Annotated in this window: 22 protein-coding genes and 1 other RNA gene; 10 read left to right on the top strand and 13 right to left on the bottom strand. The window is 39.9% G+C overall.

The annotated features are described in order from the left end of the window. Position 1 precedes the first annotated feature (1 nt). A complete protein-coding gene (locus tag EAL87_RS00545) occupies positions 2 to 415 on the bottom strand; it encodes a universal stress protein (RefSeq protein WP_001023005.1) in 414 nt (137 codons plus the stop codon). Positions 416 to 524: 109 nt separating this feature from the next. On the opposite strand from EAL87_RS00545, the gene EAL87_RS00540 reads away from it, so the two are divergent. Beyond that, entirely contained in the window at positions 525 to 2,234 is a 1,710-nt protein-coding gene (locus tag EAL87_RS00540) for a hypothetical protein (protein WP_120912547.1), read from the top strand. Positions 2,235 to 2,237: 3 nt separating this feature from the next. Next, positions 2,238 to 2,894 (top strand): dethiobiotin synthase, encoded by a 657-nt coding sequence (gene bioD / locus EAL87_RS00535; RefSeq protein ID WP_120912546.1) that lies wholly within the window; start codon positions 2,238 to 2,240, stop codon positions 2,892 to 2,894. Here the strand turns inward: bioD and EAL87_RS00530 are convergent. Further along, positions 2,871 to 3,398 carry a DUF1523 family protein gene (locus EAL87_RS00530; protein ID WP_162972512.1) on the bottom strand — a complete coding sequence of 176 codons (528 nt, stop codon included), beginning with the start codon at positions 3,396 to 3,398 and terminating at the stop codon, positions 2,871 to 2,873. The two genes, bioD and EAL87_RS00530, sit on opposite strands and share 24 nt — an antisense overlap. 73 nt (positions 3,399 to 3,471) lie before the next feature. Then, complete coding sequence (icd, locus tag EAL87_RS00525) at positions 3,472 to 4,749, bottom strand: isocitrate dehydrogenase (NADP(+)) (RefSeq protein WP_120912544.1); 1,278 nt, start codon at positions 4,747 to 4,749, stop codon at positions 3,472 to 3,474. Positions 4,750 to 4,950: 201 nt separating this feature from the next. Between icd and EAL87_RS00520 the strand changes: the two genes are divergently transcribed. Continuing rightward, entirely contained in the window at positions 4,951 to 6,231 is a 1,281-nt protein-coding gene (locus EAL87_RS00520) for a citrate synthase (protein WP_120912543.1), read from the top strand. Between the two features lie 182 nt (positions 6,232 to 6,413). On the opposite strand, the gene EAL87_RS08315 is transcribed toward EAL87_RS00520, so the two are convergent. After that, the gene (locus tag EAL87_RS08315; RefSeq protein ID WP_120912542.1) at positions 6,414 to 6,536 is read right to left on the bottom strand and encodes a hypothetical protein; all 123 of its coding nucleotides are present in this window, start codon (positions 6,534 to 6,536) and stop codon (positions 6,414 to 6,416) included. 180 nt (positions 6,537 to 6,716) lie between these two features. Between EAL87_RS08315 and eptA the strand changes: the two genes are divergently transcribed. Beyond that, entirely contained in the window at positions 6,717 to 8,282 is a 1,566-nt protein-coding gene (eptA, locus tag EAL87_RS00510; RefSeq protein ID WP_120912541.1) for a phosphoethanolamine--lipid A transferase EptA, read from the top strand. Between the two features lie 40 nt (positions 8,283 to 8,322). Beyond that, complete coding sequence (lpxE, locus tag EAL87_RS00505) at positions 8,323 to 8,865, top strand: lipid A 1-phosphatase LpxE (protein WP_240444218.1); 543 nt, start codon at positions 8,323 to 8,325, stop codon at positions 8,863 to 8,865. Positions 8,866 to 8,874: 9 nt separating this feature from the next. Here the strand turns inward: lpxE and nspC are convergent, their stop codons facing one another. From nspC to EAL87_RS00490, 3 genes are all read right to left on the bottom strand, one after another. Continuing rightward, positions 8,875 to 10,092, bottom strand: coding sequence for a carboxynorspermidine decarboxylase (gene nspC, locus EAL87_RS00500; RefSeq protein ID WP_120912539.1), 1,218 nt, complete (start codon positions 10,090 to 10,092; stop codon positions 8,875 to 8,877). Next, on the bottom strand, positions 10,089 to 11,054 hold the full coding sequence (gene cheV1 / locus EAL87_RS00495) for a chemotaxis protein CheV1 (protein ID WP_120912538.1): 966 nt from the start codon (positions 11,052 to 11,054) through the stop codon (positions 10,089 to 10,091). The genes nspC and cheV1 overlap by 4 nt, the downstream gene beginning before the upstream one ends. Before the next feature lie 102 nt (positions 11,055 to 11,156). Then, entirely contained in the window at positions 11,157 to 12,497 is a 1,341-nt protein-coding gene (locus tag EAL87_RS00490; RefSeq protein WP_205584678.1) for a COG3014 family protein, read from the bottom strand. 174 nt (positions 12,498 to 12,671) lie between these two features. On the opposite strand from EAL87_RS00490, the gene ffs reads away from it, so the two are divergent. Further along, an RNA gene (ffs, locus tag EAL87_RS00485) (signal recognition particle sRNA small type) lies at positions 12,672 to 12,769 on the top strand. 30 nt (positions 12,770 to 12,799) lie between these two features. Here ffs and EAL87_RS00480 read toward each other — a convergent pair. The 4 genes from EAL87_RS00480 to EAL87_RS00465 form a co-directional block, all read right to left on the bottom strand. Next, positions 12,800 to 15,163: a VirB4 family type IV secretion/conjugal transfer ATPase gene (locus EAL87_RS00480; protein WP_120912536.1), complete on the bottom strand. Its 2,364-nt coding sequence runs from the start codon at positions 15,161 to 15,163 to the stop codon at positions 12,800 to 12,802. Position 15,164: 1 nt separating this feature from the next. Beyond that, on the bottom strand, positions 15,165 to 15,428 hold the full coding sequence (locus EAL87_RS00475) for a hypothetical protein (protein WP_033592567.1): 264 nt from the start codon (positions 15,426 to 15,428) through the stop codon (positions 15,165 to 15,167). After that, positions 15,428 to 15,709 (bottom strand): TrbC/VirB2 family protein, encoded by a 282-nt coding sequence (locus EAL87_RS00470; protein ID WP_001272690.1) that lies wholly within the window; start codon positions 15,707 to 15,709, stop codon positions 15,428 to 15,430. Before EAL87_RS00470 ends, EAL87_RS00475 begins: the two co-directional genes overlap by 1 nt. Positions 15,710 to 15,855: 146 nt before the next feature. Continuing rightward, positions 15,856 to 16,683, bottom strand: a complete 828-nt coding sequence (locus EAL87_RS00465; RefSeq protein WP_120912535.1) for a DUF5718 family protein — start codon at positions 16,681 to 16,683, stop codon at positions 15,856 to 15,858. Between the two features lie 104 nt (positions 16,684 to 16,787). On the opposite strand from EAL87_RS00465, the gene EAL87_RS08310 reads away from it, so the two are divergent. Continuing rightward, positions 16,788 to 16,919 carry a hypothetical protein gene (locus EAL87_RS08310; protein ID WP_276205119.1) on the top strand — a complete coding sequence of 44 codons (132 nt, stop codon included), beginning with the start codon at positions 16,788 to 16,790 and terminating at the stop codon, positions 16,917 to 16,919. 70 nt (positions 16,920 to 16,989) lie between these two features. Here EAL87_RS08310 and EAL87_RS00460 read toward each other — a convergent pair whose 3' ends face one another. Next, positions 16,990 to 18,042 (bottom strand): MnmA/TRMU family protein, encoded by a 1,053-nt coding sequence (locus EAL87_RS00460; RefSeq protein ID WP_120912534.1) that lies wholly within the window; start codon positions 18,040 to 18,042, stop codon positions 16,990 to 16,992. Next, on the bottom strand, positions 18,039 to 19,718 hold the full coding sequence (dnaG, locus tag EAL87_RS00455) for a DNA primase (protein WP_120912533.1): 1,680 nt from the start codon (positions 19,716 to 19,718) through the stop codon (positions 18,039 to 18,041). The genes EAL87_RS00460 and dnaG overlap by 4 nt, the downstream gene beginning before the upstream one ends. A gap of 286 nt (positions 19,719 to 20,004) precedes the next feature. Here dnaG and groES point away from each other — a divergent pair, with 286 nt between their 5' ends. The 3 genes from groES to hopZ all read left to right on the top strand — a co-directional run bounded on the left by groES (position 20,005) and on the right by hopZ (position 24,369). Then, entirely contained in the window at positions 20,005 to 20,361 is a 357-nt protein-coding gene (gene groES / locus EAL87_RS00445) for a co-chaperone GroES (RefSeq protein WP_120912532.1), read from the top strand. A 25-nt stretch (positions 20,362 to 20,386) separates the two neighbouring features. Beyond that, entirely contained in the window at positions 20,387 to 22,027 is a 1,641-nt protein-coding gene (gene groL / locus EAL87_RS00440; protein ID WP_120912531.1) for a chaperonin GroEL, read from the top strand. A 335-nt stretch (positions 22,028 to 22,362) separates the two neighbouring features. After that, entirely contained in the window at positions 22,363 to 24,369 is a 2,007-nt protein-coding gene (hopZ, locus tag EAL87_RS00435; RefSeq protein ID WP_120912530.1) for a Hop family adhesin HopZ, read from the top strand. The last annotated feature ends 65 nt before the right edge of the window (positions 24,370 to 24,434 follow it).

The raw sequence follows: 24,434 nt of genomic DNA, 5'->3' as shown, positions 1-24,434 counted from the left end.
GTTATTTAGCGATCACTACAGGGATACTGGATTGCTCAACAAGGCTATTTTGGTGTGAAATGAACAAACGATACAACAAATTAGATTCGCTCGCTCCGATCAACAACAAATCATAATCCTTTGCCATATCCAAAACCACATCAATCAAATCACCGCTTTTTAGAACGCTCTCGCATTCTATATTTTCTTTTTTGAAAGCGTCTTCAAACTGCTTTAACAAAGCCTTAGCTTTTTCTTCTTCTAAGGCTTCTGTCTGGCCATAATCCATCATCCCGCTTTCGCTATAAATAAACACTTCCATGCTCACATGCAACAAGGTGAAACGGACCTCTTTAAGCGAATGGGCTAATTTGACAGCGAATTTGATAGCGTTATAACATTCTTGTGTGTCGCTAATCCCAAATAAAATATTCATAAGAACCAACCTTAAATGAAGTTTTGGTATTATACCAAATAAACCCTAATTACCGCTGAAAGCTCAAAGATAAAGCGTTACAATCTCGCTTAAAGAAAAGGACACGATAATGTTATTGAATTACGATTTTTTAGAATTTGTTGATGAGCCACAAAGAAACAATTCTTTGACAGCATCTATTGATAAGGCGTTAGCGGACAAGAAATTAGCTAGACAAAATAAACCTAGAGTAAAGATAAAAGACAACTTATCTTTAAGAGCGACACTAGATGCCTTTGGTGAGGAACTCTCACGACTTAAAAGAGAACAAAATAAAGAGACTATTAAAGCTTCCACGATTGAGAGCGCTAATCTTAACAGCATTGTCAATAAAATCAAAAGCGGACTACCTTTTGGGACTATCTCTGCGTTTAGACCTTTTAAAGACGCTTTTATTAAAGACTTTACTGAAAAGGAACGAGAATTATTGATAGAAGCTTATAAGAGCGGTTATAAGGCATCTCAATTAGATAGAGTAGCTAAAAATTGGAATGACGACCCTAACTCCATAGACGCTTCTTATCTTGCTGATGCTTTTTTGAGAGAGTATAGGACTATCGCTCTCAAACTATCCACAGCATTAGGTAAGTCTTTTGTTAATAAATTCTTAAATCCTAAAAGTGAAACCACAATGAGAGACTTTATGTCTAGTAAAGAATTTGTTACGAGATACCGCTACACTCAAAAAGACAATATGGAAAGAACACGACAGCTAAAAGGATTATTGGATAGTAAGCGAGATTTCATTGGTTATATTCAAGTAATCGGCTATTGGAAAGAAAGCTTAAAAGACGACATTATCCCTGATAAAGAGACTAGCTTTTTTGTATTTGTCAATGAACCTAGTAGCACATTTTATTTAAGAAATCATTTGTTATTATGGGCGAGACAATTCAATCAAGCAGCGATTTGCTATTGCGAAAATAGTGTCTATAATAACAAAGACAGATACTATGTGGAATTGGTGAGTGCTGAACCCGAAAAATTTGGTAAGGTGTGGGCTAAATTCACTGACATCACATTCTCTGTCCCTAGCAAATTACCAAATTCTCTCACAAGGCTAAAAAACCAAGTCTATACATTCTTTGATAAAAACCCTGAAAAAGACAATTATGGCATAGCTTTTAAAGACATTGTTAAGACACAAATCAAAGCAACTTATATGCCCCACAATATTGGCAACCTTACAGACACATTTGAAAATGAAATTAAAGGATTTATTAAAAGGACACAAAGTAGGGTTCGTGCGTATGGGTGTCCAAAGACTTTCACTATTGATGAGATAGAAAATTGGGAGCAACAAGCAATTAAAACAAGAGAGCAACGAAAATGCGTTATGAGTAAAAGCTTTAGACAGAGCTACAACCACAACATTAAAGTCAATAACCTTGTTAAAGCTTTAAGACAAGGCAAAAAAGTGAGTAAAAGACTAATAGCCAACACCATAGACACCGATGCGGGTTATTGCTTTATTTCACCGACAGATTTAGCGACACAACTTAACAACATCAGCCCTAGACTATCTAAAAGCATCGTAACCGCTATAGAGCAAGCAGAGGGCATTAGACTAACTTATGCGTTAATTGACAGGGTTACCTATAACTCACTCCACAATATCTTAAATTTCATTTTTGATATTGATAACCCTTTAAGCGACCAATCATTAAACCAATTGGTGATAGAAGTCCCAAGAGAAGCACTAAAGAATGTGAAGTTACCACAAATTAAAAATGTATTGACCGCTCAAATCTTTGAGGGGGCTTACCAATTTAGGAATTAAACCATGCTCTTTATCAGCGCGACTAACACGAATGCCGGAAAAACCACATGCGCTAGGCTATTAGCCCAATATTGCAACGCTTGTGGCGTTAGAACGATTCTATTAAAGCCCATTGAAACCGGCGTTAATGACACGACCAACCACTTTAGCGACGCGCATCTGTTCTTGCAAGATAACCGCCTTTTGGATCGCTCTTTAACCTTAAAAGACATTTCATTCTATCGTTATCATAAAGCTTCAGCCCCGCTCATCGCTCAACAAGAAGAAGATCCAAACACCCCCATTGATACCAATCATTTAATCCAACGCCTTCAAAAATTCACCAAAACTTATGATTTAGCCATCGTTGAAGGGGCTGGGGGGCTATGCGTGCCTATCACTTTAGAAGAAAACATGCTGGATTTTGCCCTAAAATTAAAAGCCAAAATGCTTTTGATCAGCCATGACAATTTGGGCTTGATCAATGATTGTTTGCTGAATGATTTTTTATTGAAATCCTACCAACTAGACTATCAAATCGCTATCAATTTGAGGGAAAACAACACCGCTTTTCACAGCATCAGTTTGCCTTATATTGAGCTTTTTAACAAACGCTCCAATAACCCCATTGTGATTTTTCAAAAAAGTTTGAAAGACTTAATGGGTTTTGCTCTTAAATAAAGAGCGAACAGATCGCACGCTGATAAAATACCCCCCTAACAGCAAAGCGTATAAAATCCAGCTAAAAATGGGTTTTGACACTTCAGAACTCTCTTTTAAGGGCTTTAGAAAAATCACGTTAGGGAACATGTTAAACAAATTGATCCGCCAACCATAGTATTGCACTTCCACTTGCTGGTTGACTAAACTTTGAGCGAGAGCTGAAATATCAGCCGAATTAAACTTAAAATAAAAAGGGAAGCTAAAGCGCGTGTCTTCGTTACGATAAACGGTCACGTTTTTTTGATCCTTAGGGTCGTAAGTTTGCACAAAATAGACATCTCTAGCAAGGGTTTTTACTTCCTTATTATTGGGCGTGTTTTCATTTTCATTCATTCTTTTGACTTCCACCCCGCTAATGACAGCCACGCTATAATGAGGCATGCAATAGCTCGCTATAAGCATGAGCGCTAAAAAGATCGCCGTTAAAATGAATAAAACCACGTTACGCACAAATTTTATCAACTTCATTCCTTATGATAGTATTAGCCTTTTTTTCGCATTCAAACACCATTTAAGAGCTTAAAAAAACGCTCTTTCACATGTTTTCAATCATCACGCTAGCGAATTCAGAGCATTTCACTTCTTTAGCCCCATCCATTAAACGAGCGAAATCGTAAGTTACTTTCTTGCTCTTAATCGCTTTTTCCATAGCAGAGACGATCAAATCAGCCGCTTCCACCCAACCCATATGCCTTAGCATCATTTCCGCGCTCAAAATAATAGACCCCGGATTGACTTTATCTAGCCCAGCGTATTTAGGAGCGGTGCCATGGGTGGCTTCAAACATGCCCACTGTGTCATTGAGATTAGCCCCAGGAGCGATACCAATACCCCCCACCATCGCCGCTAACGCATCAGAGATATAATCCCCATTCAAATTCATGGTCGCAATGACGCTGTATTCGCTAGGGCGTAAGAGGATTTGTTGCAAGAATGCGTCAGCGATCATGTCTTTAATGATGATTTCTTTACCGGTTTTAGGGTTTTTCAAAGAACACCATGGGCCTTTATCAATGACTTGAGCGTTAAATTCTTTTTGAGCGAGCGCATAGCCCCATTTCATGAACGCCCCCTCAGTGTATTTCATGATGTTACCTTTATGCACAAAAGTTACGCTTGGCTTGTCGTTATCAATGGCGTATTCAATCGCTTTCCTAACCAGCCTCTCTGTGCCTTCTTTACTAATGGGTTTTACCCCTATGCCGCTGCTTTCAGGGAAGCGGATTTTTTTAACCTTTAGTTCATTTTGTAAAAAATGGATGAGTTTTTTCGCTTCCGCACTGCCTTCTTGCCATTCAATGCCCGCATAAATGTCTTCAGAATTTTCCCTAAAAATCACCATATCCACTTTTTCTGGTTCTTTAACCGGACTCGGACTCCCATACCACCGAACCGGTCTCAAGCACACATACAGATCCATTTTTTGGCGCAACGCTACATTCAAAGATCTAAACCCTTCACCAATAGGCGTGGTCAAAGGCCCTTTAATGGAGACTTTATAATGGTTGATCGCTTCAATAGTGTCCGGTAAGAGCCATTGCTCTTCGGGGCTTAACTCTTTGTGATCTTTAAATTTTTGATAGCATTTTTCACCCACAAACACTTCATACCATGCGATTTTTTTCTCGCCCTTATAAGCCTTTTGAACCGCACTATCCACCACTTTAATCATCGCAGGGGTAATATCTGATCCAATGCCATCGCCCTCAATGAAAGGGATAATAGGGTGGTTTGGCACATGCAATTTGGCGTCCTTAATCGTAATTTCTTCGCCCTCTTTAGGCTTTTGTAAAATTTTAGGGTTGTAAGCCATTGTTTATCCTTTTTCTAAAGTTTGAGTAACTATACTAGCGCAAAAATACTATATAACCCCTAAAAATCTTTTTTTGAATGCGTGTTTAAAAGTAGCGGTTGGAAATAACTTGAAATAAAACGAAATGTTTTTAAAAGAAATCATTTAATTTTTTGGCTTATAATTAGGAGTTGAATATTATCAAAACTTAAGGGAATCACAATGTCTGTTACTTTAATCAATAATGAAAATAATGAACGCTATGAATTTGAAATGATTGAATGCACTCGTGGGCCTAAAGCGGTGGATTTTTCCAAGCTTTTTGAAACGACCGGGTTTTTTTCTTACGACCCAGGGTATTCTTCTACCGCTGGGTGCCAATCTAAGATCAGCTATATCAATGGCAAAAAAGGCGAATTGTATTACAGAGGGCATAGGATAGAAGATTTAGTCGCCAAATACAAATATGTAGATGTGTGCAGGCTATTACTCACAGGGGAATTACCTAAAAATCAAGATGAAAGCTTGAAATTTGAACTGGAACTACGCCACAGAAGCTTTGTGCATGAGAGCTTACTCAACATGTTTTCAGCTTTCCCTAGCAACGCCCACCCTATGGCGAAACTCTCTAGCGGTGTGTCTATTTTATCCACCCTTTATTCCACGCACCAAAACATGCACACTGAAGAAGATTACCAGACTATGGCTAGAAGAATTGTCGCTAAAATCCCCACGCTTGCGGCTATTTGCTATCGTAATGAAGTGGGAGCGCCCATTATTTATCCGGACATCGCGCGCTCTTATGTGGAAAATATCCTTTTCATGCTGAGAGGGTATCCTTACAGCCGCTTAAAACACACCACTCAAGGCGAAGTAGAAATCACGCCCCTAGAAGTGGAAGCCTTTGATAAAATCCTAACTTTGCACGCTGACCATGGGCAAAACGCCTCTTCTACCACAGTAAGGAATGTCGCTAGCACCGGCGTGCATCCTTATGCCGCCATTAGCGCGGGCATTAGCGCTTTGTGGGGGCATTTGCATGGCGGAGCGAATGAAAAAGTGCTTATCCAATTAGAAGAAATCGGCGATGTGAAAAATGTGGATAAATACATCGCAAGAGTGAAAGACAAAAACGACAATTTCAAACTCATGGGCTTTGGGCATAGGGTGTATAAAAGCTACGATCCGCGCGCCAAAATCTTAAAAGGCTTAAAAGACGAACTGCATAAAAAAGGCGTTAAAATGGACGAACGCTTGAGCGAAATCGCTGCCAAAGTGGAAGAAATCGCCCTAAAAGACGAGTATTTCATTGAAAGGAATCTCTACCCTAATGTGGATTTTTACTCCGGCACGATCTTAAGGGCTTTAAAAATCCCGGTGCGTTTCTTCACGCCGGTGTTTGTCATTGGCAGAACCGTGGGCTGGTGCGCTCAACTATTAGAGCATGTCAAAAGCCCGCAAGCTAGGATCACGCGCCCAAGACAAGTCTATGTGGGGGATTAGGCTTTGTCTTAATAGAGCGTTGGTGATAGTTTTAAGAAACGCTCAAAACCTTGTTTAAAAGAGTAAGGATCTCATGCCAAGCAAGCGATCATTTTTTACTGACCGCATGCAAACGCCTCAAAAGACAAACCCACCCACAAGGAAACCCCTAAGCTTTTAAACTTAGGGAACGCTCTTAGAAATTAGCGTTTCATCAAAAACACTGCCTTAAACCAAGAAAAAGAAATTTCAAGGTATAATCGTTTAAAAGAGTGTTTGCCGCTTTTACGCTTCCCACTTTTACGCTTCCCACTTTTGTGCTTCATGGCATGCTCCTTATTTGCCCCATACCCTAACTATGGGGCGTGATAAAATCCTGCAATAAATGCGCTTTAAAGCTCTTAAATGCAACCACCCTAATAAAAGCGCTTTCCACTTTAAAATAAACCATAAAATCCCCATACCTACGATATAATCCTAAGATCGATTGATTTTAAGGGGCGTGTTTGACATTACCATTTCATCTAAAATTTTTAAAGCCCCTAAGTTGTCTGCAAGCCGGTTTGCTTTATAGCCTTATTTTTGGCGTTTTATACCATTTCCCTTTGTTCGCTTATGTTTATAAAGAAAGCAACCAAGTTAGTTTTATCGCCATGATGGTTGTGGTGCTTTTTTGCGTTAATGGCGCTCTTTTTTTGGCGTTAGGCTTGATCTCTGCTTCTTTGATGCGCTTAAGCGCGGTTGTTTTTAGTTGGCTCAATTCTGTCGCTTTCTATTTCATTAGCGCTTATAAGGTGTTTTTAAATAAGAGCATGATGGGCAATGTCTTAAACACCAACACGCATGAAGTTTTAGGCTTTTTGAGCGTCAAATTATTTGTTTTTATCGTTGTTTTTGGGGTGTTACCCGGCTATATCATTTATAAAATCCCCATCAAAAATTCTTCTAAAAAAGCACCCTTTTTAGCGATCCTAGCGTTAGTGTTTATCTTTATCGTTAGCGCTTTAGCTAACGCTAAAAATTGGCTGTGGTTTGACAAGCATGCGAAATTCATAGGGGGCTTAATTTTGCCCTTCGCTTATAGCGTGAACGCCTTTAGAGTGAGCGCGCTTAAATTTTTCGCCCCCACTATCAAGCCGCTCCCTCTCTTTTCGCCCAATCGTTCTCATACATTTGTGGTGCTAGTCATTGGCGAAAGTGCTAGGAAACACAATTACGCCCTTTATGGCTATGATAAACCCACCACCCCAAGACTGAGCAAACGATTAGAAAACCACGAACTCACCCTTTTTAACGCTACTTCTTGCGCCACTTACACGACAGCGAGTTTGGAATGCATTTTAGATTCTTCTTTTAAAAACAACGCTTATGAAAATTTACCGACTTACTTGACTAAAGCCGGTATCAAAGTCTTTTGGTATAGCGCGAATGACGGCGAAAAGAACGTTAAAGTTACAAGCTATCGTAAAAACTACGAATTGATTCAAAAATGCTCCAATTGTGAAGCGATCGCTCCTTATGATGAATCCTTACTCTATAATTTGCCTGACCTTTTAAAAGAACACTCTAATGAAAATGTCTTGCTCATCTTACACCTTGCCGGCTCGCATGGCCCAAACTACGACAATAAAGTGCCTTTAAATTTTAGGGTGTTTAAGCCTTATTGTTCAAGCGCTGATCTGTCTTCTTGCTCCAAAGAAAGCTTGATTAACGCCTATGACAACACCATTTTTTATAACGACTATCTGTTAGACAAAATTATTAGCATGCTTGAAAAAGCCAAGCAACCCGCCTTAATGATTTATTTAAGCGATCATGGCGAAAGTTTGGGCGAAGGAGCGTATTATTTGCATGGCATTCCTAAAAGCATCGCCCCCAAAGAGCAATACGAGATCCCCTTTATCGTTTATGCCAATGATCTTTTTAAAGAAAAGCATTCCATCATTCAAACCCAAACCCCCATTAATCAAAAGGTTATTTTCCATAGCATTTTAGGGGTGTTTGAAGATTTTAAAACCCCTAGCGCTGTTTATCGCCCTTCTTTAGATCTGCTCAAACACAAAAAAGAGTAAAATAACACGCATGAAAATATTCTTATTTAAACAAAAATTTTTGGAAAGCCTGCCTAAAAGCTTTTCTAAAACTTTGTTAGCGTTCAGTTTGGGCTTGATTTTACTAGGCGTTTTTACGCCTTTCCCTAAAGTCCCTAAACAGCAGAGCGTGCCTTTGGTGTTTCATTTCACCGAGCATTACGCGCGCTTTATCCCTACGATTTTATCTGTGGCGATTCCCTTAATTCAAAGAGATGCGGTAGGGCTTTTTCAAGTCGCTAACGCCTCTATGGCTACAACCCTTCTCACGCACACTGCTAAAAGAGCCTTAAACTATGTAACGATCAATGATCAGCGTTTGGGCGAGCGCCCTTATGGGGGTAATTTCAACATGCCAAGCGGGCATTCGTCTATGGTGGGTTTGGCGGTGGCGTTTTTAATGCGCCGCTATTCTTTTAAAAAATACTTTTGGCTCTTACCCCTAGTCCCTTTAACCATGCTCGCTCGCATTTATTTAGACATGCACACCATTGGCGCGGTGTTGGCCGGGCTTGGTGTTGGAATGTTGTGCGTGGCTCTTTTTACAAGCCCCAAAAAGCCTTGATCAAAAGCCTTAATTTCTGTTTTTATAATCTTCATAAGAAAAGTTTTTAAGGATTTTAAAACCTTGTGGATCCAATTTAGCCAGGCTTGGGAGCGGCACGCCATTAAACGAGTTGTTTTTGACAATCGTATAATGGAGCATGTCTTGAAACACGATTTTATCGCCCCTTTTTAAAGGCTTCTCAAAGCTAAAGCTCCCCATAAAATCCCCCGCTAAACAAGTAGGACCGCCTAAAAAATAAGAAAACGCCCCTTGATTTTCGCCCTTTTCAACTTCAATAATTTCTTCATCGTTTTCTACGGAAATTTTAAGGATACTAGGGCGATAAGGCATTTCTAAGCAATCGGGCATGTGAGCGCTAAAAGAAGCGTCTAGAATCGCAATTTCTTGATCGTTTTTAACGATGTCTATCACGCTTGCGATTAAAAACCCGCATTGCCACCCTATGGCTTCCCCCGGCTCTAAAATCACCTCTATATTATGATAACGCTCTTTGAAATCCTTAATCGTTTGGATGAGCAAATTCACATCATAATCGCTCCTGGTGATATGATGCCCCCCACCAAAATTCACCCACGCCATGTTTTCTAAATAGGACTTGAAATGCCTTTCTACATGCTCTAAAGTCCGGCACAAAGCGTCAGCGTTTTGCTCGCAATGCGTATGGAAATGCAACCCGCTCACCCCCTCTAACCCATGCTCTTTCACCCCCTTTTCAAATCCGCTAGGCGTAATCCCTAACCGGCTTGTTTTAGAGCATGGGTTATAGATCGCTGGGGTTACTTCGCTATAAAGAGGGTTGATTCTCAAACCCATTTTAATGGGGCTTAAGCCCAAGTTTTCTAATTGCTTGTTTTTGCCTAAAATCCTGTCTTTATAGGTAGCGTATTGGTGAAACGAATTAAAAATAATGCTTGTGGCTAGGGGTAAAATCGCGCTCATTTCAGCCTCTTTGAAAGCCGTGCTATAAACGCAAATTTCTTTATGACTCTCTCGCCCTCCAAATTCTTCAAAAGCGAGCTTAGCCTCATAAAGACCGCTCGCGCAACACCCGTTCAATTTTTGCCTTAAAATCCCAAACTCACGCCAGAACGCATACCCCTTTAAAGCAAGCAAAACCTTTGCCCCACTTTGTTGGCGCACGATTTCTAAAATCTTGGCGTTTTTTTCTAAGCGTTCGCTCTCTAACACATAGCAAGGGGTGGGGATAGTGCTGTATTGTTTCATGCTAATTCCAAAAATTGCTTAACCACTCGCTGGATGTCTTTGGGGTTAGACTTAGAGATGAAATCATCAGCCTTTAAGCTCCTGGCCATGTCTTCATTAGAGCTGCCGCTCATAGAAGAATTGACCACGATAGGGATTTTTGAAGTTAAAGGATCGTTTTTAACCTGCTTGATCACTTCAAAACCGCTCGCTTCTGGCATTTCTAAATCGGTGATGATAAGACCAATACTGCTCACATCGGTTGTTGGGTTGAATAAATGCTCTAGTAAGGTTTTACCATTGATAAAATCTATATGCTTGACGCCTAGCTTGTCTAAAATCATTTGCATGGTTTTTAAAACGCTTGGGGAGTCATCAGCAAGCAAAACGCACTGGTTAGAATGGATTTTAGAAAGCGTTTCTAAATCGTTGTGTTTTTCATCTTCAATCCAAGGGAACACATCTATAAGCATTTTTTCAATATCCACCACTTGCACCAAGCGCCCGTCAAAATAGCGCGTGCGGCTCACGAGTTTGTTATTGCCTGCAGATCCCCCTAGCCCAGCGCTTTGCTCCATTTCAGTCCATTTCTTGCTCAAAATCCTATCCGCTTCATAGATCCTAACCCCTATAGTCCAGCGAGAAAACTCACAGATCATGATAATATCGTCTTCGCCCTTGTCTTTTTCTATCCTATAAGGGCGTAAATCCTTGTTTTTGTTTTGGCTGTCATAATAAAACCATTTTTTCATATCAATCAAGGGAATGGTGAGCTCTCTTATAATGATTAGCCCTTCAACGAGCGAATTGTTTTCGTGGCTAATAATAGTGAGATTGCCATGGTATTTCACCACTTCACGGATCTTAAAAACATTGACCGCATACAAATCCTTGTTTTTACCCAGCCTGAAACACAACAATTGCAACTCGTTATTTTTATGCAAACTCGTAACTTGATCAATGCCCGCCAAACTATCAGCCATGACTTCCCCTTAACATAGGTTTTCGTATCGTTAATTATAGCGTGTTTGTGTTTAATGCCAACGACACTTCAAAAACTAAAAATCCCTTTGGTTTTTTTAAAATCATTTCAAATGATTCAAAACAAACCCGTTTTTAAAGCTGCGCACATATAAAATATTATGGCGGTTAGAGCAAAAGACTTGCGGGGCCGCTACAAACCCTAAAAGCAATTCCCTAGCGTCAATAACTTTGGGGCTTTCAAACGATCTTTTGCAAGGCTTTAAGGAAAACGAAAAAGCGTCAATGGAATCAGCTTGAACTTCATAATTTTCAAAAGCCTTATTTTTGATACGCATAAGATAGATTTTATGGGCAAAAATGCTCGTGTTTCTCGTGTCTGCAAAAGTGCTCGCATCTGAATACAATGAAGTTACTAACCCCCCAACAAACCCTAAATAATAATTCGCAACCGCTTGCATGCCCACCTTAAAAGTAGCCGATAAAATCGTTCTAGTAATAATATAGGGCAATTGCTTCCTGAATTCGCTCGCAACCACTGCATCTATTGAGGCTAAAGTGTCAAAAGGTGTTACTTTTTCTCCATCTTTTAAGGTGAAATTTTGATAAAACGCTTCCCCTTTTTCTAGCTTGGGCAAGGCTAAACTCACATTATAAATCGAATCAATCATAAAAATAGGCACATCAATTTTAATTTCGCTTTTTTGCGGCTCTTTGCCATCTTCAATGATGATCCAAGTGAAATGGCTTCTGTTAGGGTTTTTAAAAAAAACCAAATCTTTGGCCACGAAAGGGCTTTGACTGATCCCATAGGCTTCATTAAGATAGCCTAGCCCCTTATTTTTATCCCCATCTAAAGCGTAAAACAACCCTGAAAGATACGAAACCGCCGGATTAATTAAGCCCTGATAAGCCTCGTATTTGTCTAAATTGGAGTAGGTATTGTTTAAAATCTCGCTCACTTCCACTCTAGAGCGCTCTATATTGATATTGTGCTTTTTGCTAGAATCTATATCTTTAATGGCTTTTTGCACTTCTTGGTAATAAAATTCTTTAGCCCTGCGTTGGCGCTCATTCGCGCGGTTGAATTGCACCCTAGCTTTCGCGCTGTCGTTTAAAAGCATGTAGTCTATCGCTTTGTAATAATTGATTAAAACGCCCTCATAAATATTCCCCCCATAGGCGCGCACGTTATCATTAATCATGGCAGCGCCCACATAACCAGCCCCTTTTGTAAAAGCGCTTTGCAGCTTATCAAAGCGTTGCTCGGCTTGATCTAATACCCCTAAAGAATCCTTATAATCTCTTGCGTATAAAGCGCTCAAGCCGTTTTGCAAGTCCCATAAAAGAGCGTTCTTTTTTTTCTTGGTGAATTGTTTGGAATATTCATAAGCCTGTTTAGGGCCTTCTTCATAATAGAGCGTGTTAAAATGCTCTAAATCCATACGATAGCCTATACAACCTGTTAATGATATTCCTAAAATTACCGACACCAACAGAACGAATATTTTCAATCTAACCCTTTTAATTGACATTTTTTTGCTTGACTAATTTGAGCGTATCATAACATTTTTAATGAAAACATAAGCTTTCTATGGTTAAAATGATCCCCAAGCTCTTATTTAGACCTATGCAATAGGACTTTAGGGTAACGCTTCAGGGTAGGAATACAGCAGAGTCCCCTAATCTCTTGTGTGCCTTAGCCATCTGAATAGGAGTGTTTCAAAATGATATTGACTTTTTTAAACTAGCTCTTCAAAAGTTTCTCACGCCACTCTGTAGGGTAGTCTTTTTGCAACGCTTTCACTTTGTTCACATGGCTAGAATCTGAATTAAAGATTTTCAAATAACGCCCCAAGCCCTCCAAACTCACATCAATCATGTTAGAACTCCCGTTACCCAGATTTTTGACTAAAACCTGTCTGGCATACAAAGGGGTGTTTTCTAAAAAAGAAATTTCAGTCTCGCTCAAAGGCACGTTGAAGTTGTGTTTCAACTCTCTGGCGTTTTTTTGCGGGTACAAAATAAGAGTCCCCATGTTGCTTAAAAAACTATGGGCGTTTTTGACCCCGCTTAATTGGTAAATGTCTTGCAAAGCCAACACCACCACGCCATTAGCTTTTCTGGCTTGCGTGATTAAAGCGTTAATTTTAGTGTTTAATAAATCGTTTTCCACATAGGATTTAAACTCGTCTAAAAAAACCAAAAAACCGCTGTCGTTTTTCCTGGATTCTTCTAAAATTTTATAAAACAAGTAATAGGCTAAAAGCCCTAAGTCTTTAGGGTTTTGGGTGATGGTGTCTAGGTTTATCACATTTAAAAAAGCGTTGGAATTGAACGCGTCATTCAAAGCGTTAAAAAGGGGGTTATTCAAATACGGCTCTAAACTCAAACCCAATTGGTTAGATGAGGTTCTTTTAAGCGTTTCTTTAAAGTCTAGCAAACTAAAATCTTTAGGGTATAAGGTCTCATAAAGACTCTTAATCGCACCAGAAACCGCATTCATGTCTTCTAAGGCTTCTTTATCCCTTGAAGGGGCGAGATCAAACATGCTCAAAAAGAAGGATTGCAAAAACTCTAGATTCTGTAAATTAGGCTCTAAACAAAAGGGGTTGATGCTAAAAGATTTGCCGTCATGGTAATGCCCTTTAAAAAATTTGGTGAAAGAATACAGCCCTTGCATCCTGTCAAAAGCTAAAAGACGCATGTTTTGGTATTTCAAAGCGCTCATCATTAAAAAGCTCATCAGCGTGCTTTTACCGCTCCCAGTAGCCCCTATGATTAAAGTATGCCCGTTCACTCTAGGGATTTCTTTGGCGTTGTTGTGGCTCACTTCTTGGTTGTGGAAATTGAATAAAAAAGGGGAATAATCCAAATTTTTAAACACGCTCAAAGGGCTATTCCCCCATGAATTGGCCTTAAAGCCTAAATTTTGCCTTTCAAACACCATCAAACACGATAAGGCTTTAGAGGTTAAAAAACGCAAGCGGTGGTTTAAGTGGATGCGTTCAGGGAAAAAGGAAAAATACCCCCCTTTCAAGCCAAAAGTTTCTATAACGCCCACTAAGTTTTCTTTAAATAAAAGCCCTAAAATTAAGCTTGTTTGAGTGTCTAAACTTTCTAAACTAGGGGCTTTGATAAGAATGTTTAAGGCGAATTTTTGCATGGATAGGCGTTTGGTTTTGACTAATTCCTGGTATTCTAACAGCTCGTTTTTAACGAGATTGGACATGCTAAACTTGGCCCTCTCTTTTAAAAAACTCAGCGTTTTATGTGCACTCATAGGCTCTATAGAAAAGATAATATCTAGTGGCGTCTCTTGGTATAAAAGCGCCCCAACCGCTATAGAAGTGATGCGTTCGCTCTCATAAGCTTTAATGCCAATCAAGCGGTTATAGGTTTTTTGATTGAAGCTTTCTTGAATGAAATAATCTTTTTCAAAAGTGATAGAACTAGCGATATAGCTATCGCTCAAATACCCCCCTACTAAAGGCTTTAAAGGAAGATCAAACCCATTAATGTATTCCGCATAAAAATTCAAAACCTCTTTAGAGCTTAAGAGTTTGGGGGCATAGTTTTTGAGCTGGATTTCTAAACTTCTTAAAGTTTCTTGCAAAAAATGCGCTTTATAAGAGAGAATATCCTTAAAATTTTCTCTATTAGCATGCATTAAGGATTTTTTCTTATGTTCTAAAACGCCTTGTAAGGAGTGCGTGCTTTCTAAAACTAAAAAATACTGGTTTTCATACACCTCTTTATTTTCAAATTGATTCAAAATCGCTTGCAAGTATTGAGAATCAGTTTGAATGCTTTGTTGGTGATCAATTTTACGCCTTTTAACCACGATTCGCGCCACGACTTTTTCTAAAGAATCCAACGCCATCTGGCGCTCGGTGAAAAGATCTTGCAATTGCTCTGTGCTTAAATGGGTGTAACTCACCCCCTCTAAACGGAGGATGCCCACTAAGTTTTCGTTTTTAGTGAGTAAAAAATGCTCATCATACAAGCCCAGGATATTATTTTCTTCGCTCACAGAATAGCTTTTAGGCAAAACCCCTAAAAAATAGTTTGAAACTTTTTGTTTGACAGCGTTCAAAAGCTTCTCTAACATTCTACGCTCTATAGCTTTTGGTTTTAGTTTTTATTTTGCTTTTAGCGATAATAATATCTGCAATGTCTTCATCAAAAAATTCCAACACGCTAAAGAGCGCTAAAAACCCTAAATACAATAAAAAAGCGCTCAACAAATCAATCCAAGGGAGCAAGATAAAAGGCGCAAAAACAGAAATCAAATAAGATTTAGCGTTCAGCCATAAAAATTTTTCTTTAACCGAAATTTCACGCAAATTCTTCACGCTCGCTGAGAGGATAATCATTAAAAAATCCCCATAAACCAATTCGCTAAACTCGGGGCTTTAAAGAATAAAAAGATCCCAAACACCACGCCAAGGATCGTGAATAAAATCTCTTTCCACCGATCTAAATTCCTCCATACATAAATAGCGATCCCTATGAAAATCACCATTAAAATCCCTTTAGCGATGGGGCTTTTGAGCTGGGCTTCTAGGGCGTTAAAAAACCCCTCTAAACCTTCAGCGAACAAACTTGAAACGCACATGCCTACTAAAAAAACGATTTTTAAAAAATGAGCGGACATTACAACCCTTTTGTTTAATTTTAATTAACTTTATAAGGCTTTATTATCTCAAAAAAACCATTAAAAACCTCTAAAAGGGGGTCAAAAGGGGTGCATTTAATCTTTAAAAGGGGTAAAAAAGCAAAGCTAAAGAGATAAAAGCCTTACTATTCTACGATTTGATAGACATAAGAAAGGTTAGTGTGTTCTTTGGCTTGTAGGGCGTTCTCTTCTAAGAGGTTTTGAATCTTTTCAAAACTATATTGCAAATGGTTGTAAGCAACAATCACCACCTCATCGCCTTTTTGCAAAAAATGCTCTTGCGCAAAAGGCATATAAGGGGTAGCTCCGATCGCAAAAATCATTTTAGTGGGGAAATTGTGGCGCTCTAAAAAAGGCCTTAAAGCCTCTAAAGAATCGCCATCTTGTTGGTGGTTTAATTGATCTTTAATCCAGTCTAAAAGCTTTTGATAAAAAAACTCGTATTTGAGCAATTTGCTGTTTTCCCCATAAATGTGCCAAACATTATTGTATTTCAAAAAAGATGCGATAGAAAAGTTGTTGCACACCCCCCCATAAACAAACCTGTCAATGGGCAATTTCTGCCCAATACCTTTAGAAGCCGGTGAAAAATTCTTTTTTTGGGAGAGTTTTGTGGCGTCTAGATTGCGCACAGAAGCGTCATTAAACGCCATGAAAAAATTAGGCACGAGCTTGGTTACCAAATGTTTTTCATCGTATTTAACATCGCATTCTAAAGCGATTTCTGGCTCTGCTTGCACCTTTAAATTCAAATCATTGGGCAAAATGATCTTATGGTTATCAATGCAACAACGCCCCAAATAACAATTCTCATACGGAATATAAAAAGGGAATAACCCTTTAGGGGCGTCCTTTTCTTCGCTTTTCATGTTAATAAAACTATGACTCTCTCCTGCTTGCTCCAAATGCCCTGCAAAATTCCCCACCACACCAAAACCTAAAAACTCTTGCATGCAAACCTCCTGGCAAATAGCTTAATGATTAGAGCTTTTTTCATTATAGCGTGAAACCACCCCTTGCTAAAGCAAGGAGCTTCCTAACTAAAGCATTCCATTGAATGCTAACACGAAAGGCTTTGTTCTTTAAAGTCTGCATGGATATTTCCTACCCCAAAAAGACTGGATATATTTTAACCTATTTTAGCTGTGAATATAGCCTAACGGCTAAACGCTTACATCTTGCGCCCTAAAAAAGGACGGAGTTTTTCGCGCTAGTGGGATAAAAGAAAACCCCTAAAACCCTCAAAAAAACTCCCCTTTTTAAGCGAATAAATACTCTCTAGCGTTCTCTTTATCCAAAGGGTAAAGCTCGTGCTTTTCATTCCCTATTTGAATGAGATAAGCTTGATTTTTTAAAGTCTTAGCATACCCTAAAGCGATACGACCGGCTAATTCTTTATCTTCTTTGCTGGCACTTTTATCCACTAGACTCAAAGGGCCTTTACAGCTTAATAATTCAATCTTATCCATTAAGGGGTGTTGAATATCCAACTTATGATTTTCTTCTTCATTCCTTGCCACCACCAAACGAGCGTTATGGGGTAAGACAAAATAACGCCCGTTTTTGACAATCACGCCATCTTCAAACACCATTTCTCTGTATTCTTTCAGATTTTTAATCTTATTACTCACTTGAATATCCGTAAGCAAACACCCCCCACCCGGCTTTTCATAATATTTCAAGCCGTAATCCTTAACCATCTGTAATTGCCTAGCACGCCCCCTACCACTCACATCTAAAAGCTTTTCTCTATCAACCAAACCCTTTTTTTCCATGAAAGTAGGCTCTAAGAGTTTAGCGCTCATGGGCCTTAAGAGCAATTCGTCTAAAAATTGCGGTTTTTCACCGCTTGCTTGCGTTCGATCTAAAACTTTATCAAAACGCGCCTCTTCGCCCACTTCTCTGACTAATTTCCTCACCTGATTGAGCGCTTCTTTCCTTTGGGATTTAGGGCGTTGCCCTAGCACTTCCCCGCTCAAAACAAAATCCGCATCCAATTCAAGCATTTTATAAAAAGCGTTCCTGAACATGTTGGCATGGCAGTCTATACAAGGGTTAAAATATTTCCCATAGCCGTATTTGGGCTTGAACAACACATCGTTAAAAAACTGCTCTCTAATATCGCACACTAAAAGCTTGGCCCCGATTTGCGCGGTGGCGTTTTCAAAATACTCTCTCTTATCTTTGTTCCCTCCAAACCCTATATTGAAGTGTAAGGCGGTTACCTCAATGCCTTGATCAATGAGTAATTTCATAGACAACAAACTATCCAACCCCCCACTAAATAAGGCTAAAGCTTTTATTTGTTTCATATGGCGACTAATTCTCCTTGTTTTAATTTCATAATGGCCTGGCGAGCCTTTTTCAAACAGATCATTTTTTCGCTAAAAGAAAGCGGGCTTTTAGGGATTTCCTTGAGTTGCCGTTCAAAATAGCGCAAAATCAACAAACGCAATTCCTTTTCAAAACCCCCTTTTTTTAGGGGTAAATCCGCATCTAATAATAACGCAACTAATTTAGGGTCGTCCAATTTTTCTTGACACAAAGCGTCAAATTCTTGTTTTTTATGCAAGAACACCCCACTATGGATATAACCCACCGCCAAATCCAACAAGCTTCTGTCTTCTAAAAGATAGCGGATCACCAGTTTTTCTAAAAATTCCAAACTCATCGTGTTAGGAACATGAGCGAACTTTTGAGCAAGATTGGGTTTTTCTGTTTTGGGGTAAAAAGGCTGAAAAGAGGCTCGCTCTCTAATCCCTAAAACATGCAAAGGCACTTGCAAAAGCGTAGCGATTAAGGGCTTGTATTCGCTTTGTAAAAGCAAGGAAAAGTTTTTTAAAAACCCTAACATTTCTTTAAGGGCCTTATCTTTTTCTAAAGGATTATCTAAAACATAAGAATCCGCCATGCACCTTAAAACAAATTCAATAAAAGCTATAGGGCGCGATAGCCAATTTTTTAAGGTTTCAATCTGGCCATTAGCGATCATATCCGCAGGATCTAGGTTGTTTTCAAACAAAACCACCCCCCCCCTCCTTTGCTCTTTAGCCAACATCAAGCTCGCTTTATACGCCGCATTCCGCCCTGCCTTATCCCCATCATAGCTCAAAAGAATTTCTGGCTCGCCTTTTTTAAGCAAGGGCAAATGCGATGGCGTTAAAGCTGTCCCAAGCGTGGCTATGGCGTTTTTAAAACCCGCTTGGTGCAATAAAATCACATCCAAATACCCCTCGGTTACAATAACTTGCTTTTGTTTATAGATGTGTTCTTTAGCCAAATGATAGCCATAGAGCAAACTGGATTTATCAAAAAGCTTATTTTGGGGCGAATTGATATACTTGGCCGCTTTTTCTTTTAAGGTGCGCCCTCCAAAACCCACCACTTGAGCGCTAGGGCTATAAATAGGGAACATGATGCGATCCAAAAAACGCAAATAGGTTTTATCCTTTTTATCGCTCTTGCCTAGCACGCCTAATTCAATGAGTTTATCCTTATTCAAGCCTTTATTTTCAATGCCGTAATCGATTCTATTCGTGCATAAGCCTAATTTAAACGCTTTGATACTCTCTAGGCTAAGCCCTCTTTTTTGCAAATAATTCAAAAAAAACGGGGCGTTAAAAAGCTCTTCTTGATACAACGAACCCACCATTTCTAAAAGGTGGTAGTCTTCTTTGTGATCGTAATAAGCGCCTTTGTCATACTCTAAAGCTATATTGAATCGGTGGGCCAATTTCTCTAATGCTTCCACAAACGAAAGTTTTTCAAACGCCATCACAAATTTAATGCTATCCCCGCTCGCCCCACACCCAAAGCAATGGTAAAACCCTTTGATTTGATTGACGCTAAAACTCGCGCTCCTTTCTTCATGAAAAGGGCAACAAGCCATGTAACTAGAGCCTGATTTCCTCAAATCCACATAAGAGCTAATGACTTCTACAATATCTATCGTTTGCAAAAGGCGATCAATGGAACTTTTAAGGATCATTTTTCATGCTTTCTTCATCGTGCTTTCTTGGTTTGACTTTCTCAAAAGTGATTATACTCAATAAATAAAATCTTAAAAAAGGTTTATTGATAACGCCTCTTTTTCTAATCCTTATATTTTTGAACTAATGAAACTTGATACAAATAGACTAATAAATCCTTATAGTTATAATCTTATCTTTGTTTTTATGGCTTGACTTATCCCTAAAAATGCGCTATAGTTGTGTCGCTTAATAACAATAAGCGCTAAATTTCTATTTTATTTATCAAAACTTAGGAGAACTGAAATGAAGTTTCAACCACTAGGAGAAAGGGTCTTAGTAGAAAGACTTGAAGAAGAGAACAAAACCAGTTCAGGCATCATCATCCCTGATAACGCTAAAGAAAAGCCTTTAATGGGCGTAGTCAAAGCCGTTAGCCATAAAATCAGCGAGGGTTGCCAATGCGTTAAAGAAGGCGATGTGATCGCTTTTGGCAAATACAAAGGCGCAGAAATCGTTTTAGACGGCACTGAATACATGGTGCTAGAACTAGAAGACATTCTAGGTATCGTGAGCTCAGGCTCTTGCTGTCATACAGAAAATCATGACCATAAACATGCTAAAGAGCATGAAGCTTGCTGTCATGATCACAAAAAACACTAAAAACATTATTATTTAAGGATACAAAATGGCAAAAGAAATTAAATTTTCAGATAGCGCGAGAAACCTTTTATTTGAAGGCGTGAGACAACTCCATGACGCTGTCAAAGTAACCATGGGGCCAAGAGGCAGGAACGTGTTGATTCAAAAAAGCTATGGCGCTCCAAGCATCACCAAAGACGGCGTGAGCGTGGCTAAAGAGATTGAATTAAGTTGCCCGGTGGCTAACATGGGCGCTCAACTCGTTAAAGAAGTAGCGAGCAAAACCGCTGATGCTGCCGGCGATGGCACGACAACCGCGACCGTGCTGGCTTATAGCATTTTTAAAGAAGGTTTGAGGAATATCACGGCTGGGGCCAACCCTATTGAAGTGAAACGAGGCATGGATAAAGCCGCTGAAGCGATCATCAATGAGCTTAAAAAAGCGAGCAAAAAAGTAGGCGGTAAAGAAGAAATCACCCAAGTAGCGACTATTTCTGCAAACTCCGATCACAATATCGGGAAACTCATCGCTGACGCTATGGAAAAAGTGGGTAAAGACGGCGTGATCACCGTTGAAGAGGCTAAGGGCATTGAAGACGAATTGGATGTCGTAGAGGGCATGCAATTTGATAGAGGCTACCTCTCCCCTTATTTTGTAACCAACACTGAGAAAATGACCGCCCAATTGGATAACGCTTACATCCTTTTAACGGATAAAAAAATCTCTAGCATGAAAGACATTCTCCCATTATTGGAAAAAACCATGAAAGAAGGCAAACCGCTTTTAATCATCGCTGAAGACATTGAGGGCGAAGCTTTAACGACTCTAGTGGTGAATAAATTAAGAGGCGTGTTGAATATCGCAGCGGTTAAAGCTCCAGGCTTTGGGGACAGAAGAAAAGAAATGCTCAAAGACATCGCTATTTTAACCGGCGGTCAAGTCATTAGCGAAGAATTAGGCTTGAGTCTAGAAAACGCTGAAGTGGAGTTTTTAGGCAAAGCCGGAAGGATTGTGATTGACAAAGACAACACCACGATCGTAGATGGCAAAGGCCATAGCCATGATGTCAAAGACAGAGTCGCGCAAATCAAAACCCAAATTGCAAGCACAACAAGCGATTATGACAAAGAAAAATTGCAAGAAAGATTGGCCAAGCTCTCTGGTGGTGTGGCTGTGATTAAAGTGGGCGCTGCGAGTGAAGTGGAAATGAAAGAGAAAAAAGACCGGGTGGATGACGCGTTAAGCGCGACTAAAGCGGCTGTTGAAGAAGGCATTGTGATTGGCGGCGGTGCAGCCCTCATTCGTGCGGCTCAAAAAGTGCATTTGAATTTACACGATGATGAAAAAGTGGGCTATGAAATCATCATGCGTGCCATTAAAGCCCCATTAGCTCAAATCGCTATCAACGCTGGTTATGATGGTGGCGTGGTCGTGAATGAAGTAGAAAAACACGAAGGGCATTTTGGTTTTAACGCTAGCAATGGCAAGTATGTGGATATGTTTAAAGAAGGCATTATTGACCCCTTAAAAGTAGAAAGGATCGCTTTACAAAATGCGGTTTCGGTTTCAAGCCTGCTTTTAACCACAGAAGCCACCGTGCATGAAATCAAAGAAGAAAAAGCGGCCCCAGCAATGCCTGATATGGGTGGCATGGGCGGAATGGGAGGCATGGGTGGCATGATGTAAGGCTTTTTGTATCATCTGCTTTTAAAATCCCCCTTCTAAAATCCCCCTTTCTAAAATCCCTTTTTGGGGGGGTGCTTTGACAAAACCGCTCGCTTTTAAAAACGCGCAAACAAAAACCTCCATTAAAATCAAGCTTTTATCATTAGCACTCCATTAAAACAAAATCTAAAAACTCTTTCCAATACCACCCAAACAAAAGGGCAAAAAGCGCAAAAATTCTAAATTTTCTCCAAATGACAAAAAAAAAACGATTTTATGCTACAATGCTTTGAATACATTAATATGTTCTTAATGTATAAAATTCCAATCACTCAATTTAATTTCAAAGGATATTTATGAAAAAAACCTTTTTACTCTCTCTCTCTCTCGCCACTTCGCTTTTAAACGCTGAAGACAACGGCTTTTTTATAAGTGCGGGTTATCAGATCGGTGAAGCCGCTCAAATGGTGAAAAACACCGGCGAATTGAAAAAGCTCTCAGACACTTATGAGAATTTGAGCAACCTTTTAAGCAATTTCAACAACCTCAATCGGGCGGTAACGAACGCGAGCAGCCCTTCACAAATCAATGCTGCGATCGATAATTTAAAAGCAAACACGAAAGGGTTGACTGGCGAAAAAACCAACTCCCCCGCCTATCAAGCCGTCTCTTTAGCGCTCAATGCGGCGGTGGGGCTGTGGAATGTGATCGCCTATAATGTCCAATGCGGTCCTGGTAAAAGTGGCCAACAAAGCGTAATTTTTGAGGGCCAACCAGGACACGAATCAAGTTCCATTAATTGCAATTTAACCGGTTATAACAACGGGGTTAGTGGCCCTTTAAGTATTGATAACATGAAAACGCTTAACGACGCTTATCAAGCTATCCAACAGGCTTTAAGACAAGATAGCGGGTTTCCTGTTTTGGATGGTGCAGGAAAATCAGTAACTATAAACATAACAACGCAAACTAATGGGCAACAAAATAAAACTACTACTACTACTACTATTACTAATAACGCTCAAACCCTTTTGCAAGAAGCCAGTAAAATGATAAGCGTTCTCACTACAAACTGCCCATGGGTAAATCACAATCCAGAACAAAATGGGGGTGTGCCGTGGGGTTTAGATACGGCAGGGAATGTGTGTCAGGTTTTTGCCACGGAGTTTAGCGCCGTTACTAGCATGATCAAAAACGCCCAAGAAATCGTCGTGCAAGCTCAAAGCCTTAACCAGCAAAGCAACCAAAACGCGCCGCAAGATTTCAATCCTTACACCGCTTCAGATAGGGCTTTCGCTCAAAACATGCTCAATCACGCGCAAGCGCAAGCCAAAATGCTTGAACTAGCCGCTCAAATGAAAAAAGACCTTGACACTATCCCAAGCCAATTTATCACAAATTACCTGGCAGCTTGCAGAAATGGGGGTGGGACAACACCTAATGAAGGGGTTACTGACAACACTTGGGGAGCGGGTTGCGCGTATGTGGAAGAGACGATAACGGCTTTAAATAACAGCCTTGCGCATTTTGGCACTCAAGCCGAGCAAATCAAGCAATCTGAGTTGTTGGCGCGCACTATACTTGATTTTAGAGGCAGTCTTAACACTTTAAACAACACTTATAACAGCATCACCACGACCGCTTCAAACACGCCCAATTCCCCATTCCTTAAAAATTTGATAAGCCAATCCACTAACCCTAATAACCCCGGGGGCTTACAGGCCGTTTATCAAGTCAACCAAAGCGCTTATTCGCAATTATTAAGCGCCACGCAAGAATTAGGGCATAACCCTTTCAGACGCGTTGGCTTGATCAGCTCTCAAACCAACAACGGCGCGATGAATGGGATCGGCGTGCAAGTGGGCTATAAGCAATTTTTTGGTGAAAAAAGAAGATGGGGATTAAGGTATTACGGCTTTTTTGACTATAACCATGCTTATATCAAATCCAGCTTTTTCAACTCCGCCTCTGATGTGTTCACTTATGGGGTAGGGACAGATGTCCTCTATAACTTCATCAACGATAAAGCCACCAAAAACAGCAAGATTTCTTTTGGGGTGTTTGGGGGTATCGCCTTAGCCGGCACTTCGTGGCTCAATTCCCAATACGTGAATTTAGCGACTTTCAATAATTTTTACAGCGCTAAAATGAACGTGGCGAATTTCCAGTTTTTATTCAACTTGGGCTTGAGGATGAATCTCGCTAAAAACAAAAAGAAAGCGAGCGATCATGCGGCTCAGCATGGCGTGGAACTAGGCGTGAAGATCCCCACGATCAACACCAATTACTATTCTTTGCTAGGCACTCAACTCCAATACCGCAGGCTTTATAGCGTGTATCTCAACTATGTGTTTGCGTATTAAACGCTCTTTGTGAAACTCCCTTTTTAAGGGGTTTCTTTTGAAGCCTTTCTTTTTTTGAACCCTTT

It is taken from the genome of Helicobacter pylori (assembly GCF_003636935.1).
Taxonomy (GTDB): domain Bacteria; phylum Campylobacterota; class Campylobacteria; order Campylobacterales; family Helicobacteraceae; genus Helicobacter; species Helicobacter pylori_CH.
This window is presented reverse-complemented; position numbering and strand designations above follow the sequence as displayed.